The 15,373-nt window shown below is 52.2% G+C and carries 15 protein-coding genes; 3 read left to right on the top strand and 12 right to left on the bottom strand.

The window, feature by feature from the left end; genetic code table 11:
• Positions 1 to 225 precede the first annotated feature (225 nt).
• The 9 genes from mltG to CRO05_RS07425 form a co-directional block, all read right to left on the bottom strand.
• The gene (mltG, locus tag CRO05_RS07465) at positions 226 to 1,215 is read right to left on the bottom strand and encodes an endolytic transglycosylase MltG (protein WP_097066457.1); all 990 of its coding nucleotides are present in this window, start codon (positions 1,213 to 1,215) and stop codon (positions 226 to 228) included.
• A gap of 18 nt (positions 1,216 to 1,233) precedes the next feature.
• Positions 1,234 to 2,481, bottom strand: coding sequence for a beta-ketoacyl-ACP synthase II (gene fabF / locus CRO05_RS07460; protein WP_097066456.1), 1,248 nt, complete (start codon positions 2,479 to 2,481; stop codon positions 1,234 to 1,236).
• 32 nt (positions 2,482 to 2,513) lie between these two features.
• Positions 2,514 to 2,750: an acyl carrier protein gene (gene acpP, locus CRO05_RS07455; RefSeq protein WP_074793778.1), complete on the bottom strand. Its 237-nt coding sequence runs from the start codon at positions 2,748 to 2,750 to the stop codon at positions 2,514 to 2,516.
• 182 nt (positions 2,751 to 2,932) lie between these two features.
• Positions 2,933 to 3,676 carry a 3-oxoacyl-ACP reductase FabG gene (gene fabG / locus CRO05_RS07450; RefSeq protein WP_097066747.1) on the bottom strand — a complete coding sequence of 248 codons (744 nt, stop codon included), beginning with the start codon at positions 3,674 to 3,676 and terminating at the stop codon, positions 2,933 to 2,935.
• A 91-nt stretch (positions 3,677 to 3,767) separates the two neighbouring features.
• Positions 3,768 to 4,718 carry an ACP S-malonyltransferase gene (gene fabD / locus CRO05_RS07445; RefSeq protein ID WP_097066746.1) on the bottom strand — a complete coding sequence of 317 codons (951 nt, stop codon included), beginning with the start codon at positions 4,716 to 4,718 and terminating at the stop codon, positions 3,768 to 3,770.
• Between the two features lie 218 nt (positions 4,719 to 4,936).
• The gene (locus CRO05_RS07440; RefSeq protein WP_097066455.1) at positions 4,937 to 5,896 is read right to left on the bottom strand and encodes a beta-ketoacyl-ACP synthase III; all 960 of its coding nucleotides are present in this window, start codon (positions 5,894 to 5,896) and stop codon (positions 4,937 to 4,939) included.
• Positions 5,893 to 6,954: a phosphate acyltransferase PlsX gene (gene plsX, locus CRO05_RS07435; protein ID WP_097066454.1), complete on the bottom strand. Its 1,062-nt coding sequence runs from the start codon at positions 6,952 to 6,954 to the stop codon at positions 5,893 to 5,895. Before plsX ends, CRO05_RS07440 begins: the two co-directional genes overlap by 4 nt.
• Before the next feature lie 59 nt (positions 6,955 to 7,013).
• Positions 7,014 to 7,193 (bottom strand): 50S ribosomal protein L32, encoded by a 180-nt coding sequence (rpmF, locus tag CRO05_RS07430; protein WP_097066453.1) that lies wholly within the window; start codon positions 7,191 to 7,193, stop codon positions 7,014 to 7,016.
• 25 nt (positions 7,194 to 7,218) lie between these two features.
• Positions 7,219 to 7,719: a DUF177 domain-containing protein gene (locus CRO05_RS07425; protein WP_097066452.1), complete on the bottom strand. Its 501-nt coding sequence runs from the start codon at positions 7,717 to 7,719 to the stop codon at positions 7,219 to 7,221.
• A 261-nt stretch (positions 7,720 to 7,980) separates the two neighbouring features.
• On the opposite strand from CRO05_RS07425, the gene CRO05_RS07420 reads away from it, so the two are divergent.
• Positions 7,981 to 8,577: a Maf family nucleotide pyrophosphatase gene (locus CRO05_RS07420; RefSeq protein ID WP_181319823.1), complete on the top strand. Its 597-nt coding sequence runs from the start codon at positions 7,981 to 7,983 to the stop codon at positions 8,575 to 8,577.
• Positions 8,574 to 9,281, top strand: coding sequence for an SAM-dependent methyltransferase (locus tag CRO05_RS07415; protein WP_097066451.1), 708 nt, complete (start codon positions 8,574 to 8,576; stop codon positions 9,279 to 9,281). The genes CRO05_RS07420 and CRO05_RS07415 overlap by 4 nt, the downstream gene beginning before the upstream one ends.
• A gap of 14 nt (positions 9,282 to 9,295) precedes the next feature.
• Here the strand turns inward: CRO05_RS07415 and CRO05_RS07410 are convergent, their stop codons facing one another.
• On the bottom strand, positions 9,296 to 10,246 hold the full coding sequence (locus tag CRO05_RS07410; protein WP_097066450.1) for a S49 family peptidase: 951 nt from the start codon (positions 10,244 to 10,246) through the stop codon (positions 9,296 to 9,298).
• 186 nt (positions 10,247 to 10,432) lie between these two features.
• Positions 10,433 to 11,452 (bottom strand): RluA family pseudouridine synthase, encoded by a 1,020-nt coding sequence (locus CRO05_RS07405; RefSeq protein ID WP_369831615.1) that lies wholly within the window; start codon positions 11,450 to 11,452, stop codon positions 10,433 to 10,435.
• A gap of 424 nt (positions 11,453 to 11,876) precedes the next feature.
• On the opposite strand from CRO05_RS07405, the gene CRO05_RS07400 reads away from it, so the two are divergent.
• On the top strand, positions 11,877 to 14,777 hold the full coding sequence (locus CRO05_RS07400; protein ID WP_097066448.1) for an Rne/Rng family ribonuclease: 2,901 nt from the start codon (positions 11,877 to 11,879) through the stop codon (positions 14,775 to 14,777).
• Between the two features lie 86 nt (positions 14,778 to 14,863).
• Here the strand turns inward: CRO05_RS07400 and CRO05_RS07395 are convergent, their stop codons facing one another.
• Positions 14,864 to 15,364: a low molecular weight protein-tyrosine-phosphatase gene (locus tag CRO05_RS07395; RefSeq protein ID WP_097066447.1), complete on the bottom strand. Its 501-nt coding sequence runs from the start codon at positions 15,362 to 15,364 to the stop codon at positions 14,864 to 14,866.
• Between the last annotated feature and the right edge of the window lie 9 nt (positions 15,365 to 15,373).

The raw sequence follows: 15,373 nt of genomic DNA, 5'->3' as shown, positions 1-15,373 counted from the left end.
CGGCTGAGCAAAGGAGCAACCCGGCCGGTTTTTTTATTTATTCGATAACACTATTCTACTTTTGAAGACGTGAATGTTCAATTTTTACTTTTACCGGACGGAAAAGGTGGACAGCAGGACGGGAATTTGCGCTATTGAATGGGTAAACACGATCTACCGGGCGCGAATTTTTTTAACAGTCGCGAGCCAGCTATTCATTACGCATAAACACCCAGCCCATGCGTACTATCGCTTCTGGTATTTGGATACCGCGCGATTGTGATCGATTAAATGACGGGAAAAGTGTGATTCCCCATTCCCTTTCGCAACAAAATATAGCGCATCGGTCTTGGCGGGGTTGAGTACCGCCAGTATGGAGGCGAGTCCTGGCAAAGCAATGGGGGTTGGCGGCAGGCCGCGGCGGGTGTAGGTATTGTATTCCTGATCGGCTAAAAGATCTTTTTTGCGAAGATTGCCATCAAACTTGTCACCAAGCCCATAAATGACTGTGGGATCAGTTTGCAGCAACATGCTGGATCGCAACCGATTGACAAATACGCCTGCGACCATGCTGCGGTCGCTCTCCCTGCCAGTTTCTTTTTCAACGATTGAAGCAAGAATCAAGGCCTGATATGGGTCCGCCAACGGCAAATCTGTGGCTCGCTCGGCCCAGGCGCTGTCAAGATGGTTCCGCATCGCATGATAGGCGCGTTTCAATATTGCCGCATCACTGCTGCCCCGCGCGAAAAAATAAGTATCGGGGAAAAACAATCCTTCTGCTGCTGTTTCGGTTGCGCCGATCAGCCGCAGAATCTCCAGATTAGTCAAATTGACGGTATCGTGCCGGAGGGCTGGGTGCTCATCCAGGGTTTGCCTGAGCTGGGAAAAAGTCCATCCTTCTGTGAATCTGATCTCGCTTTGGTTTATGTCGCCCTTGGTAATGCGCTCAAGCAACTGCAGGGGCGAAATGTTCGCAGCAATCTCATAATCGCCCGCCTTGACTGACGATGCAACCCCCGTTATCCGCGACAGCAGGACGAATGACCAGGCGTCACGCAAAATGCCAGCGTCGGTTAGTTGCGTTGCAATGCTTTTTAAGCTGCTGCCCGGTTTGATGGAAAATTCATAAGGAACGACGGGAAGCTGAACGGCGGTATTGACATGATAAACAAGCCATCCACCGAACAGAAAAAACCCGGCAAGGGCGAGATGAGTCAGACGTTTTAGCGTGCGCATGCGCTATAACGGCAAAAATCAGGTTTTACGAAAAATCAGTGTACCATTCGTGCCGCCAAAGCCAAACGAATTCGACATCGCGACGTCGATTTTCATTTTCCGCGCCTTATTGGGAACATAATCCAGATCACATTGCGAATCCTGATCGAAAATATTGATAGTAGGCGGTGAAATCTGATGATATATGGCGAGAGCACTGAATATGGCTTCTATCCCCCCCGCAGCGCCAAGCAAATGACCGGTCATGGATTTGGTGGAGTTCACTACGAGCTTTTTGGCATGCTCACCAAAGCAGCGCTTCACGGCCACCGTTTCTGAAATATCCCCCAGCGGTGTGGACGTGCCGTGAGCGTTAATATAATCCACCTCATCGGCATTCATCCCCGCATTTCTAAGGGCATTGGTCATGCAACGTGCGGCGCCCTCCCCGTCTTCCAGAGGTGCGGTCATATGATAGGCATCCGCGCTCATGCCGAAGCCTGCCAGTTCAGCATAAATCTTGGCGCCGCGGCGTTTGGCGTGCTCCATTTCTTCCAGCACCAGAATTCCGGCGCCTTCACCCAGAACAAAGCCGTCCCGGCCCTCGTCCCACGGCCGGCTGGCAGTCGCCGGGTCGTCATTGCGGGTTGACAGGGCTCGCGCCGAGGCAAAGCCGCCAATGGCGAGTGGCGTTACGCAGGACTCTGCGCCGCCGGCGACCATCACATCCACATCTCCATATTCAATCAGGCGAGCTGAATCGCCTATGCAATGTGTGGCGGTGGTACAGGCTGTGACGATAGCGAGATTTGGGCCCCTGAAACCAAACATAATCGACAGATTGCCTGCAATCATGTTAATGATGGTACTAGGAATAAAGAATGGAGAGATTTTGCGCGGGCCGCCCGCATGATAAGCGTCATACGTATTCTCGATCATCGGCAGACCGCCGATGCCGGAACCGATGTTGACACCGATACGTTCGGAGTCAAGAGAGGTGCCAGCTAAATCCCCCAGGCCCGCGTCCCTGACCGCCTGAATACCTGCCGCCATGCCATAGTGGATGAAGACATCCATCCGGCGTGCGTCTTTAGCAGAAAGATAATGCGTAACGTCAAAATCCTTGACTTCCCCAGCTATCTGGGAAGCAAACGCGGAAGCGTCGAAACGGGTTATTCGGGTAACGCCCGATTTCCCGGCGAGAACGTTGTCCCACGCATCTGGAACGGTGTTACCGACAGGCGAAATCATGCCCAGTCCGGTGATGACTACCCTACGCTTGGACAAGATGGCTCCGATATTGGATTGCTTGAAGCAAATCAGTTGGTGTGAGAATTAATGTAGTCTATAGCCTGTTGAACGGTATTGATTTTTTCTGCCTGTTCGTCGGGAATTTCGCACTCGAATTCTTCTTCCAACGCCATTACCAGCTCTACGGTATCAAGTGAATCCGCACCCAGATCATCGACAAAAGACGACTCGCTCTTGACGTCGGCCTCATTCACACCAAGCTGCTCAGCCACGATTTTTTTTATACGCTGTTCTACATTTTCCATCTAGGGACCTCTTCTCCGGTAAGAAAAACGCCGCCATTCTAGCAAGTTTTCGGTATTAATAAAATCCGAACGCTTGGAAGCTCAAAAGCAAACAAACTGGCCTGTGAACTTCCTCCGTCGATTTATATTCGACAGATTGAATGGCGCAAGAAATTTATGAAAGTTATGACAATATTTTTCCATTAATCCATATACATTCCGCCATTGACGTGAAGCGTCGCACCAGTAATATACCCTGCGGCTGGCGAGGCAATAAAGGCGACTGCCGAAGCTATCTCCTCCGGGCGCCCCAATCTGCCCAGTGGCACCTGCTGGAGCAAGAGTTGCTGTTGTTTCTCGGTAAGCGAACGGGTCATGTCCGTCGCCACGAAACCAGGCGCAATGCAATTGACCGTGATATTGCGGCTGCCCACCTCGCGTGCCAACGATTTACTAAAACCGAATATTCCGGCTTTGGCGGCCGCATAATTGGTCTGGCCCATATTACCGGTGGCGCCCACCACCGAGGAGATATTGATTATGCGCCCATAACGGGCCCTCATCATCGCTCTCAGTACAGCACGGCTTAAACGGAATACGGATTTGAGATCAGTTTCCATGATTTCATCCCATTCCTCATCTTTCATGCGGAGAAGCAAATTGTCACGGGTAATGCCGGCATTATTCACCAATATCGCGATATCCCCGAATTCCTCCTCCACCCCTTTAAGAACACTTTCAATCTGAGCGGTATTATTTACGTTCAGGGTCACGCCAGTACCTTTGAGGCCCGCCTCTTTCAGGTAGCGACTAATAAATTGAGTGCCACCCTCAGTGGTTGCAGTACCAATCACGGTAACGCCCTGCCTGCCCAACTCAAGCGTGATGGCCCGTCCAATGCCGCGGCTGGCCCCGGTTACGAATGCTATTTGATCTTGCAGCATCATCTTCCAGTTCGTTCGATCACGATCAACACGGATAAACTCTGCGCACCAGATGCCGCCAAGCCATATCCATCCCATATCCTCATATATGCAATTACCCTACTATGCTTTTAGCATGATGAAGCGCTGCGCCGTCCGCCAGTGCCAGACTCTGCAAATTTGCATCTATTCGCTTGTTGAGCCCAGTCAACACTTTGCCGGGCCCGCATTCCACCACATGGGTAACGCCAGCAGCGGCAAAAGAACGAATGATTTCCGTCCAGCGGACCGGACTGGACAGTTGCCGTATCAGAATTTTTTTTATGAATTCCGGGTCTTCGTGTTGTTGCACATCCGCATTGTGCAACAACGGGATTTTTGGCGGCCGAAGCGCGACAAGTTTTAACCGCTGTTGCATTCTGCCGGCCGCTTCGCTCATTAAAGAACAATGCGAAGGTATGCTCACAGGCAACATTAGCGTTCGTTTCGCGCCCTTTGACCTGGCCAGTTCCATCCCTTTCAGTACCGCGTTTTTGTGACCCGCGATCACCATCTGCCCGGGTGAATTAAAATTGGCCGGTTCCAGCAATTCGCCATTTGAATAATTTGTCACTTCATCGCAGACTGATCGCAACACCTCATCGTCAAGTCCCAGAATTGCCGCCATCGCACCGACGCCTTCCGGTACTGCCTGTTGCATTACCTCGCCCCGAAAACGCACCAGTGGCAGTGCATCGGCAAAGGTCAGGGCTTCGGAGGCAACCAGTGCGGTATATTCGCCCAAACTGTGGCCAGCCATGAATACCGGTTTCATATCCCCAAGGCTTTGCCAGGCACGATATACCGCCATGCCGGCGATCAGCATCAACGGTTGGGTATTGACCGTCAGATTAAGTTTATCTGTCGCGCCCTCATTAACCATCGCCCAGAAATCCTGCCCGAGAATATCAGATGCTTCGGTGAAGGTTTCACGCACAATGGGAAAATCGGCATATCCGTCCATCATGCCTGCCGCCTGCGATCCCTGGCCAGGAAAAACGCAGGCAAATTTTACGGAAGGACGCATTGTTGATTGCATATTCTATTGACTGGAACCGACCGGTAATTCGCCAGCGTTATTCAGCGTTATTAAGGGAGGGTGAAAACGGGATAATAATGCCGCACCGGATTTAAAAGAAACTTGACAGACATTTGGCATGCGTATGACGGCAAAATATATGGGAGAGCTGATCAGACCGCAAGATGGAGCGCGCTTGCGGGATTCTCCCAGGGACAGGATGTTGTTTACCAGCAAACTAATACCGCTCCCCAGGTAAATCCTCCTCCCACACCTTCCATAAGCACGTGCTGACCGGGTTTGATGCGCCCATCGCGTACGGCCGTATCCAGCGCCAGTGGAATGGACGCAGCGGAAGTATTGCCATGCTTCTCTAAGGTAGCGACCACCTTTTCCATCGGTATGCCCAGTTTTTTTGCCGTGGAAATAATGATGCGGATATTGGCCTGATGAGGAATCAGCCAATCGATATCGGACGCCTTTAAATTATTTTCAGCCAGAGCCTCGTGCACGACTTCTTCCAGAACTTTTACCGCAAATTTGAAGACCGTATTCCCTTCCATCATGACGAACGGCCTGCCTTGAACCGTGCCACCGCAGACGCCGCCGGGCGCCGTCAGGATATTCTTATAGCTGCCATCAGCGTGCAAATGGCTTGAGATTATTCCCGGACGATCACTGCGGGAAAGTACTACGGCACCCGCGCCGTCGCCAAACAACACGCAAGTGCTGCGATCGCTCCAGTCCAATATGCGTGAATAAACTTCCGTTCCAACCACCAGCGCCGTCCGGTATTTACCAGCACGAATAAACATATCCGCGGTGGCCAGCGCATAGACAAAACCACTGCATACCGCCTGTACGTCAAATGCCGCACAGTCCTTCACGCCGAGCTTATCCTGCAAAATACAAGCGGTGCTGGGGAAGATCACGTCCGGGGTGGTAGTGGCGACAATAATCAGATCGATCTCTTCGGCGGAGACGCTCGCCGCTTTCATCGCCTCGCGGCTGGCGTTGAGTGCCATATCACTCGCCATTTCGTTGTCCGCAGCGATGTGACGCTGTGCAATACCGGTGCGACTGCGTATCCACTCGTCGCTGGTATCCACCATCCGCTCGAGATCCTGATTAGTGAGAATTTTTTCCGGTAAATAGCTGCCCGTCCCGATGATCCTGGAGTAAATCATGCGGGGCTCTCTTCCGTCAGGGGTGGAGAATATTTGTCCGGGTTTTTACCGTGATACGGCAACTGCGCCACGCGCTCGCTTATATGACGCAACATTCCGCCGCGAACCTCATCCACAGCCCGCGCGATGGCGAAACCGAACGCGTGGCTATCAGCCGAGCCATGGCTTTTGATGACGATGCCGCGCAACCCCAGCAAACTGGCGCCATTGTATCGGCGGTGATCCACCCGCCGCTTGAATGCATTAATGACCGGCAAGGCGACCAGTCCCGCAAATTTAGTGAGAAGATTGCGTCCGAATTCTTCGCGCAGGTAAGTGGAAAGCATCTGTGCCACTCCTTCAGAAGTTTTCAATGCTACATTTCCAACGAAGCCATCACACACAACCACGTCCGTCGTTCCTTTATAGATATCGTTACCCTCGATATTGCCGTAGAAATTCAGTCCGCTGCCGCGCAGCAGTTCCGCCGCCTGTTTCACCACTTCGTTACCTTTGATCTCTTCCTCGCCTATATTCAGCAAGCCGATGCTGGGCTTCTCCTTGTTGTCCACTGTGGAAACCAGAGTTGCCCCCATGACAGCGAATTGAAGCAGATGCTCCGCGCTACAATCCACGTTTGCGCCGAGATCAAGGACATAGGTGTGTCCCTTTATTGTCGGTAATACCACCGCAAGAGCCGGCCGGTCGATCCCGGGAAGCGTTTTCAGCACAAACCGTGAAGCGGCTATCAATGCGCCGGTATTACCCGCGCTGATGCAGGCCTGGGCGTCGCCGCTTTTTACCAGGTTGAGAGCAACACGCATTGAAGAATTTTTCTTGCCGCGTAATGCCAGGGCGGGCGACTCGTCCATACCCACGACTTCGCTTGCGGCATGAACGCTCAACCGGGACCCGGGCGCAACCTTGACGGCCCGCAATTCCGATTCGATGACATCGGGCAGCCCTACCAGAATGATATCGATTCCGGGGTTACGATGAAGATAATCGACGACTGCAGGAACTGTCACATGAGGGCCGTAATCGCCACCCATGCAGTCTACAGCTACGGTAATATTCAATTTTTGAGGCCCTTGAGGCCGGGATCAACTTCGGTACCCCCAGAAAGATGGGGCGAAATTTAATCTCCTTTTGTTTTGACGACCTTTCTGCCGCGGTAATAACCGTTAGGACTGATGTGGTGACGCAAATGCACTTCGCCGCTGCTGGAGTCCAGCATCAACGGCGGATTGGTCAAAAAATCGTGCGAACGGTGCATGCCGCGCTTTGACGGGGATTTCTTGTTTTGTTGGACTGCCATAACATTCAGCTCCTTAAATTATTTTTCAATGCAGGTTTTTCAACGCTGCCAATGCGGCAAAGAGAGGTTTTTCCCCTGCTGCATCATTGCTACGGGTCTTATCGATCGAGCATTGATTTTCTCCATGACGTGGAGAAATTGGCAAGCTCAGGATTATTTCATCCTCAATCAGTGACAGAACATCCATATCCGATATCGCTAGAATACAGTCAACCGATTCATCCTCATCAAGGCGGGACAGCTCATTTTCATTTTGTGCCAGAAGCAGATCCGTTTGCAGATCCAGCGCATGTCCAAATTCGCCCAGGCAACGCTGGCACTGGAGGTTTATCGATCCGTGAACTACGATTTGCAGGACCGGTCTGGCATCTCTGTTCAGAGTACCCGTAACCGCATACTGTAACTCGCCGTCATTACCAATCAGATAATCCTGCAAACGCTCGAGTTCGGAAAGCGCAATTTTACCATGATGCGCGCCAGCATTTCTGGCAAAATCAAGAGGGTCTATGATGAGCCGTACCGGCATAAGGTGGAAGTCTTTTTTATAAAATCAAAGCAAGGTTGAGGGTATGCGCTTTGCGCATGCCTCGCTGTTCACTCATATTGTTTTTATCGCATACTGCAGGATTCAATTATTAATGGTTCGCCCTCGGCATCCCTTTCGTTTCGCTCAATTAACACTCAATTGATAAAAGTGCGCTTTTGGTATTAAAATCCCGGGGGCACGTATACGGCGCGCATAATATATTTTTTGCCCCTCGGTGTCAAAAACCTCCAAGAATAAACCTTGAAAACACAACAAATTGGCCAGCAGCTTGTATTGGGATCCAGTTCCGTTTATCGTCACGAACTACTTCAGCGCCTGCAAATTCCTTTTGAAGTCTGTAACCCGAAAGTAGACGAAACCCCGCTGGCTGGAGAGACGCCTGATGTTACCGCTCTCCGACTGGCCGCAGCAAAGACTCACGCGGTTGCGGTCACCCATCCCGATGCCCTGATTATCGGCGCTGATCAGGTAGCGGTGCTGGAAGGCATACAGTTCGGCAAACCGTTAACCCGCACGAACGCGGTGCGCCAGCTCCGTGCCGTTCGGGGAAAGGAGGTTGTGTTTCATACGGCGTTGAGCCTTTTTAACAGCCGCACAGGCGATATGCAGACCAGGCTCGTCCCTTCTCGTGTCAAATTTCGCAATTTAAGCAATCAACAGATCGATAATTATCTCGATAGGGAACAGCCCTATCACTGCGCAGGAAGCGCCAAGGCCGAGGGATTGGGAATTGCCTTGATCGAACGCATCGTCAGCGATGACCCAAGTGCGCTGATCGGGTTACCGCTGATCGCGCTAGTGGAAATGCTATCGCGGGCAGGTGTCGAGATAGTGTGAGTTCGGGCATTCTCTATCTCATTCCCGCTCCCTTGGGCAAAGGTGATATTGCCTGGACAATTCCCGCCGCCGTCCGGCAATGTGTGGCAGGGCTTGATCGTTATATAGTAGAGCATCCAAAAACCGCGAGGCAATTTTTAAAACAGATCGATTGCGTCCTGCCGTTACAGAGGATCAGCATGCAGGTACTGGATGAACATACCCAAGCCAAGGAATTTGAAAATCTGCTCTCGCCCCTCCTCGAAGGGAGCGACATTGGGCTATTATCGGAAGCCGGTTGCCCGGCAGTAGCAGACCCGGGGGCGGGACTGATCCGTCTTGCTCACCAAAAAAAAATTCGGGTGGTCCCATTGGTGGGACCATCCTCAATACTGCTGGCACTGATGGCCTCTGGGTTGAACGGTCAGCGCTTCGTGTTCCACGGTTATCTACCTGTGGAAACCAGCAAACGTGCCAAAAAAATCATTGAGCTGGAAAAAGACTCGATAGTACGTGATCAAACACAGATATTTATCGAAACCCCATACCGCAACCAGAAACTGCTGGAGTCGATTACTTCTTGCTGCCGCGATGACACCAGTCTCTGTATTGCCTGCAACCTCACCCTGGCGGACGAATACATTTCAACCAAGGCAATCAGGGAATGGAAACATGCCTTGCCTGATATCCATAATAAGCCCGCTATTTTTTTACTCCAGGGCTAACTACCAAATCGCAATCACCGCAAACCCCAGCCGATTCCCGCGCTGATCAATGCCTCTGCTGTTACCGCGCCAAAACGCCGCGCGAAGCGCTCGGCAAATCCTTCCCGCGTCGTGTAATCAACAATGGTTTCCGCCTTGATGACTTCCCGCGCGACGTAGTCCGCGCTACCCGTGGCGTCGGCAAGCCCCAGTTCTATACTTTTCTGACCGGTCCAGACCATGCCGCTGAAAATCTCCGACTCTTCCTTCAAGCGTTCACCTCTACCTTCCTGCACTACCTGAATAAATTGCTTGTGGATATCATCCAGCATTTTTTTGGCATATTTCTCCTGTTCGGTATTGGTTGGAGAGAACGGATCAAGAAAAGCCTTGTTTTCCCCCGCCGTGAGTAACCGACGCTCGACGCCAAGCTTTTCCATTGCGCCGGTAAAACCGAAGCCATTCATCAGCACCCCGATAGAACCGACAATGCTGGCCTTGTCCACATAAATCCTGTCGGCAGCGGCGGCAACATAATAACCACCTGAAGCACAGACGTCCTCTATTACGGCATAAAGAGGGATTTCAGGATACTCGGCACGAAGACGGCGAATTTCGTCGTTGATATAGCCCGCCTGAACCGGACTGCCGCCGGGACTGTTGATGCGCAGAATCACACCCTGTGTTTTTTCGTCCTTGAATGCCTGCTGCAGGCCTGCATTGATATTATCAGCACTGCTAAGGCTGTCCGGGGAAATTACGCCCCGCAGGTCGACCAGGGCTGTGTGTTTGCGGGACATGGAGATTTCGTCGCCACCAAGCCAGCCCAAACCAAAAAATAGAAGAATAAACAAGTAGATAAAAGCAAGTGACTTGAAAAATATGCCCCACTGACGCGCTCTGCGTTGTTCCTGCAAGGAAGAGAGAGCCAATTTTTCAAGTACCTGCTTCTCCCAGCCCTCATTACGACTTTCCGAATCAGCCATGTTGTTTCAATCCTTCAAGTGAAGTAAAGCAGAAAAGCGCATGGTGCGCCGCATCAGCAACACGGCGCTCCTCATCTATTTTCTCATACTGTGCGCTTTTCTCTTGCATGAGTCAGCGATGGAAACCGGTCCCTTCGGGTATCCCGGGCGGCGCAGGAGTCAGGCACACGACTACCATTATTGACATTATGAACGCAACCGCTTGTCAACAGCATCCAAACCAAGCAGAAATTCCGATAAGTCGTTCGCTAGCGGCGCTTCAAGATGAAGCTTCTTACCAGTAACGGGATGAGTCACCTCGACCTGGAACGCGTGCAGGAACATGCGTCCCAGAACTGGGCGGTGAACGCCTTTGGCAAGTTCCTTGTTCAATGCGAAGTCGCCATACTTATCATCGCCCGCTATGGGGAAACCGAGATGAGCGAGATGCACGCGAATTTGATGAGTACGGCCAGTTTTCAGTTCCGCTTCCAGCAGGCTGAAGTCCTGCCAGGATTTCTTCAGATTGAAAACGGTATGAGCTGTTACTCCTTCCTTTTTTTCCCTGGCATCGGCAATCACGGCTACGCGCCGCTCCCCTGTGGATGTTACGTATTTATTGAGAGACAGCTTCACACTTTGTCGTACATTGCGCCACTTGCCTTTGACGAGCGTCAGGTAACGCTTTTCCATCATGCCTTCGCGGATCTGCCGATGCAACTCAACCAGCGCGGCCCGGCTTTTGGCAAGGAGCAGGATTCCCGAGGTTTCCCTATCGAGACGATGGACCAGTTCCAGAAATTTCCAGTCGGGGTGCTGGGCACGCAATTGTTCGATGACACCAAAGCTTACGCCGCTTCCACCGTGCACCGCAACACCAGCGGGCTTATTGATGACGATAAGAACTTCGTCCTCAAATAATATGTCGAACGGAATAAATCGGCTCTTACTCAGTTTCTTTCGAGGCGGAAAACTTCTTTCCACCGTCCTCACCGGCGGTATTCGTACAGCGTCACCCGGTTGAAGATGATAGTCTGCGCCAATGCGTTTGCTGTTAAGCCGGACCTGCCCACTGCGCAATAGCTGGTAGATATGACTTTTGGGCACATCTTTCAGGCGCTTGATCAGGAAATTGTCAATGCGCTGACCTTCGCTGTCCTCACCTATAATTTCGGTAACCGCAGCACTTAGAGGAAATTCTTTGCCTAAATGCTTAATTCTACTTATACTTACCAATTGGGGTTCCAGCCTATCCTTTATCCGGTGCGTAAAGCGGCGCTGTTGATGGGATTTTTGTCCGAGGGATAAGGGCACAACCCCGAATCTGGTTAACGTCGCTCACCAATAAAGTAGCGATAGTAATGGATACGCGCTCAAAGCACACGTCGATTTCAGTTTTCAGTTTCGTAGCGCCTGCTCGCGGGCAGCCATAGTCGAAGCCTGATTGAAACTTAATTTTCTGGTTCTGCTTGCCAAAAAAAGCAGGACCATAGTGACAAGCCAGAGAAATAGTCATCTTAAAGTCATTCTAGACAAAGCATTCCGACACCATGACCAAGTTACCTGACTAAAAGCTCTCGTATACGTGCGCAGGACGCCTTGTCCTCGCACGTAGGCTGTCTACCCGTGACCAGAGCGCGGGAGGCATAAAATGAAACGCATGTTATTTAATGCGACACAGCCGGAAGAACTGCGTGTCGCCATTGTCGATGGTCAAAAACTTATTGATCTCGACATTGAATCCGCCGGCAAGGAACAACGCAAGAGCAACATCTACAAAGCTGTTATAACCCGTCTCGAGCCTAGCCTCGAAGCCGCTTTCGTCGAGTACGGCGGCGAGCGGCATGGCTTTCTGCCATTCAAGGAAATTTCCCGCTCTTATTTCAAGGAAAGTCCGGACTCAGCCCGTGTCCGCGTTCAGGACGCGCTTCATGAAGGCCAGGAACTCATTGTTCAGGTCGACAAAGATGAACGTGGGACGAAGGGAGCCGCACTCACGACCTATATTTCCCTGGCCGGCCGTTATCTGGTTCTAATGCCCAACAACCCACGCGGCGGCGGTGTATCACGCCGCATAGAGGGTGAAGACCGTGCGGAACTGCGTGACGTCATGTCGCAACTGACCATTCCGCCTGGCATGAGTATTATAGCCCGCACCGCCGGAATAGGGCGTAGCGAAGAAGAGTTGCAGTGGGATTTGAATTATTTGCTGCAACTGTGGCGTGCCATTGAAGATGCTTCCAGCAGTCAAAGTGGCGCTTTCCTGATTTATCAGGAAAGCAGCCTGGTAATACGCGCCATACGCGATTATTTTCATCAGGAGATTGGCGAAATCCTGATTGATACTGAAAGCATCTACGAACAGGCATGCCAGTTCATGAGTCACGTGATGCCGGCTAACGTCGGCCGCGTCAAGCTCTACCGCGACGATGTGCCACTATTCTCACGTTTTCAGATCGAGCATCAGATTGAGACTGCTTATTCGCGCCAGGTAACGCTGCCTTCCGGCGGCGCCATCGTTATTGATCACACCGAAGCACTGGTGTCAGTTGATGTGAACTCGGCACGTGCCACTCGTGGTACCGATATCGAGCAAACCGCGCTGAACACGAACCTGGAAGCCGCCGAGGAAATCGCGCGGCAACTACGCCTGCGTGACCTGGGTGGACTCGTTGTGATTGACTTTATCGATATGGAAATCGCTCGCAATCAGCGTGAGGTAGAGAACCGTCTGCATGACGCATTGCGTTACGACCGCGCACGTGTGCAAATGGGTAAGATCTCCCGGTTTGGTTTGCTGGAATTATCCCGTCAGCGCTTGCGCCCTTCGTTGGGCGAGAGCAGTTACATTTCCTGCCCACGTTGCCATGGTACCGGTCACATTCGCGGCACTGATTCCTCAGCGTTGCATATCCTCAGGATTATTCAGGAGGAAGCGATGAAAGAGAATACAGCCGTACTTCATGTCCAGGTACCGGTTGATGTGGCCACCTACTTATTAAATGAAAAACGTGCGGAAATTCATGCGATTGAAGCTCGGTTGAAGGTAAGCGTAGTACTGATTCCGAACGTCCATCTCGAAACGCCAAACTACAACATTACCCGCCTGCGCCATGATGACGTGAAACTTGGCGAAATTCAGACCAGCTACCAGTTGGTTGAAAAGCCAGTACAGGAAATTTCATTGCCGTCAACTTCACAGGAAATCAAACCGGCCCGGCAACAAGCCGCAGTACGAGGCATTACGCCATCACAGCCCGCTCCGATACGTGAGCGAATCGCGCAGCATGAACCCGAGCAGGTCCCCCTTCTGGACAGGATTTTTAACTGGTTCAAACAGATGGGAGCAGCAGAAAAAAACCGGCCGGAACAGATAACGGCCACCCCACAGCGTCCGGAGCGGGTACGCGGACGAAGGGATCGTGGACGGGAAGGACGCGACAGTGAACATGAAAAAACACCACGTGTTGCCCAGCCTGGCCGCGACGACCGGGTGGAGCGTCGCGGTGAAGTCGGTGGTACTACCACTACCGCCGGCGTTGCCGTCGGGGCTTTGAAACAGGCTCGGGAAGCTGCGCCTCAACGCCCGGAACGTGGCGAAGCAAAGCCACAGGGTGAACGCTCCGCTCAAAAAAAGCACCTGCGGCCACCGCGCGAAGAGAAAATCCGGACCGAACTCAAGCTATCGCCAGAAGAGCAGCCTGCGGCTGAAGATATCCCGCAGCAGCAAGGTGAAGACAGCGGACGCCGCCGCCGCCGTGGTGGAAGGCAGCGTGACCGGGGGGAACGTTCAGAGCGGCCTGCTCGTGAAAATAAGCAGGGAATATCGAAAGACGCCCGTCCCCAGCAGGAAGCTGACCAGGTAATGCGTGACGAAAGCTCCTTATCGGAGGCGCCTTCCACCCCGATACAGGAAACGTCGGCGCTTATCCTTACTCTCCCTCCGCTGCAGGGGGTAGAGGCATCTTTGGAAGCAGCCGGCAAGCCACATTCCGAATCGCACGTAGATGAAACCGAGCCGGTTACTGCACGGCCGTCAACCGCTAAAGCACCGGTAGTGCCGATATTAACTGAGCCGGAAACTGAGCCACTTGAGCAGCAACCGGTTCAGAAGCCCATTCAGGAACCTATCCAGGAGCGCCCTCGGGAGCACAATGAGGAACCCGCCGAGGAACCTGACGAGGAATCTCGTGAGGAACCCAAAGAGGAACCAGCGGCAGCAAACCTGCCCCCCGCTATTACAAACGTACCGGGGCCGTCCGAGGACGAAATTGATAAAACAAAAAGCGGGATCGCCGTGGCTGAAATCGAAGCAGGCGTTTCTGTGCCCGAGCAGCTGGAAGCCCAGCCGTCTCGGCCTATGCCTGTGATCGAACCGCTGAACTTGGCTGCAAGCGGTCTTATCATGATTGAAACCTTACCGGAAAAAGTAAAACCGGCGGAAACCGGTGCAGGGGGAGAACCCACACCGCAGCGGCGGCGGAAAAGAACTCCCCCTCCGGCGGTAATGGAGCAGGATGAGCCGCTGGTGCAGGTCGAAACACATAAGTAAAATCAGCATCCTTAAAAAAGGGCGGGATAATACCCGCCCTTTTTTAATATCACCATGGCCGCTCATCCACAGTGGTATAAGTCCCGCTATTTTTCGTTACAAATCCGGTTGAGCAATCCTCGCCCCGCTTCCTCCACCATGTTCAGCACGTGCTCGAAACCCTGACTTCCTCCAAAGTAAGGATCAGGTACTTCTTCCACACCCTTGGAAAACCTTTCACTGTACTGCATCAGCAATCCCAGTTTATGGCTGTACTGAGGTGGGCATTCCCGTTCAAGTACGGCAAGATTGGCTCTATCCATCGCCAGGATGTAATGAAAAACCTCGAAATCCTTTTCGTGTACCTGGCGCGCGCGCAACTCCTTCGTATCATACCCTCGCCGCCCCGCCGCTTTCTGAGCCCTCTCATCCGGCGGTTGGCCAACGTGATAATCATGAGTACCCGCAGAATCGATGTAAATTGCTTTTTCAAAGCCTGCGGTCTTGACCTGTTGCCGGAACACAGCCTCCGCAGTGGGAGAACGACAGATGTTGCCCATGCAGACAAACAGAACGCTGGTTTTAGTATTTTCTCCCCAATTCATCATGATATTAAT

This window comes from Nitrosovibrio sp. Nv4 (assembly GCF_900215485.1).
Classification (GTDB): domain Bacteria; phylum Pseudomonadota; class Gammaproteobacteria; order Burkholderiales; family Nitrosomonadaceae; genus Nitrosospira.
This window is presented reverse-complemented; position numbering and strand designations above follow the sequence as displayed.

Bases quoted from the DNA above. Each gene is read 5' to 3' on its own strand.
- mltG (WP_097066457.1), bottom strand. From the start codon at position 1,215: ATGCGCACGCTAAAACGTCTGACTCATCTCGCCCTTGCCGGGTTTTTT.
- acpP (WP_074793778.1), bottom strand. From the start codon at position 2,750: ATGGAAAATGTAGAACAGCGTATAAAAAAAATCGTGGCTGAGCAGCTT.
- fabG (WP_097066747.1), bottom strand. From the start codon at position 3,676: ATGATGCTGCAAGATCAAATAGCATTCGTAACCGGGGCCAGCCGCGGC.
- fabD (WP_097066746.1), bottom strand. From the start codon at position 4,718: ATGCGTCCTTCCGTAAAATTTGCCTGCGTTTTTCCTGGCCAGGGATCG.
- CRO05_RS07440 (WP_097066455.1), bottom strand. From the start codon at position 5,896: ATGATTTACTCCAGGATCATCGGGACGGGCAGCTATTTACCGGAAAAA.
- rpmF (WP_097066453.1), bottom strand. From the start codon at position 7,193: ATGGCAGTCCAACAAAACAAGAAATCCCCGTCAAAGCGCGGCATGCAC.
- CRO05_RS07425 (WP_097066452.1), bottom strand. From the start codon at position 7,719: ATGCCGGTACGGCTCATCATAGACCCTCTTGATTTTGCCAGAAATGCT.
- CRO05_RS07410 (WP_097066450.1), bottom strand. From the start codon at position 10,246: ATGGCTGATTCGGAAAGTCGTAATGAGGGCTGGGAGAAGCAGGTACTT.
- CRO05_RS07400 (WP_097066448.1), top strand. From the start codon at position 11,877: ATGAAACGCATGTTATTTAATGCGACACAGCCGGAAGAACTGCGTGTC.
- CRO05_RS07395 (WP_097066447.1), bottom strand. From the start codon at position 15,364: ATGATGAATTGGGGAGAAAATACTAAAACCAGCGTTCTGTTTGTCTGC.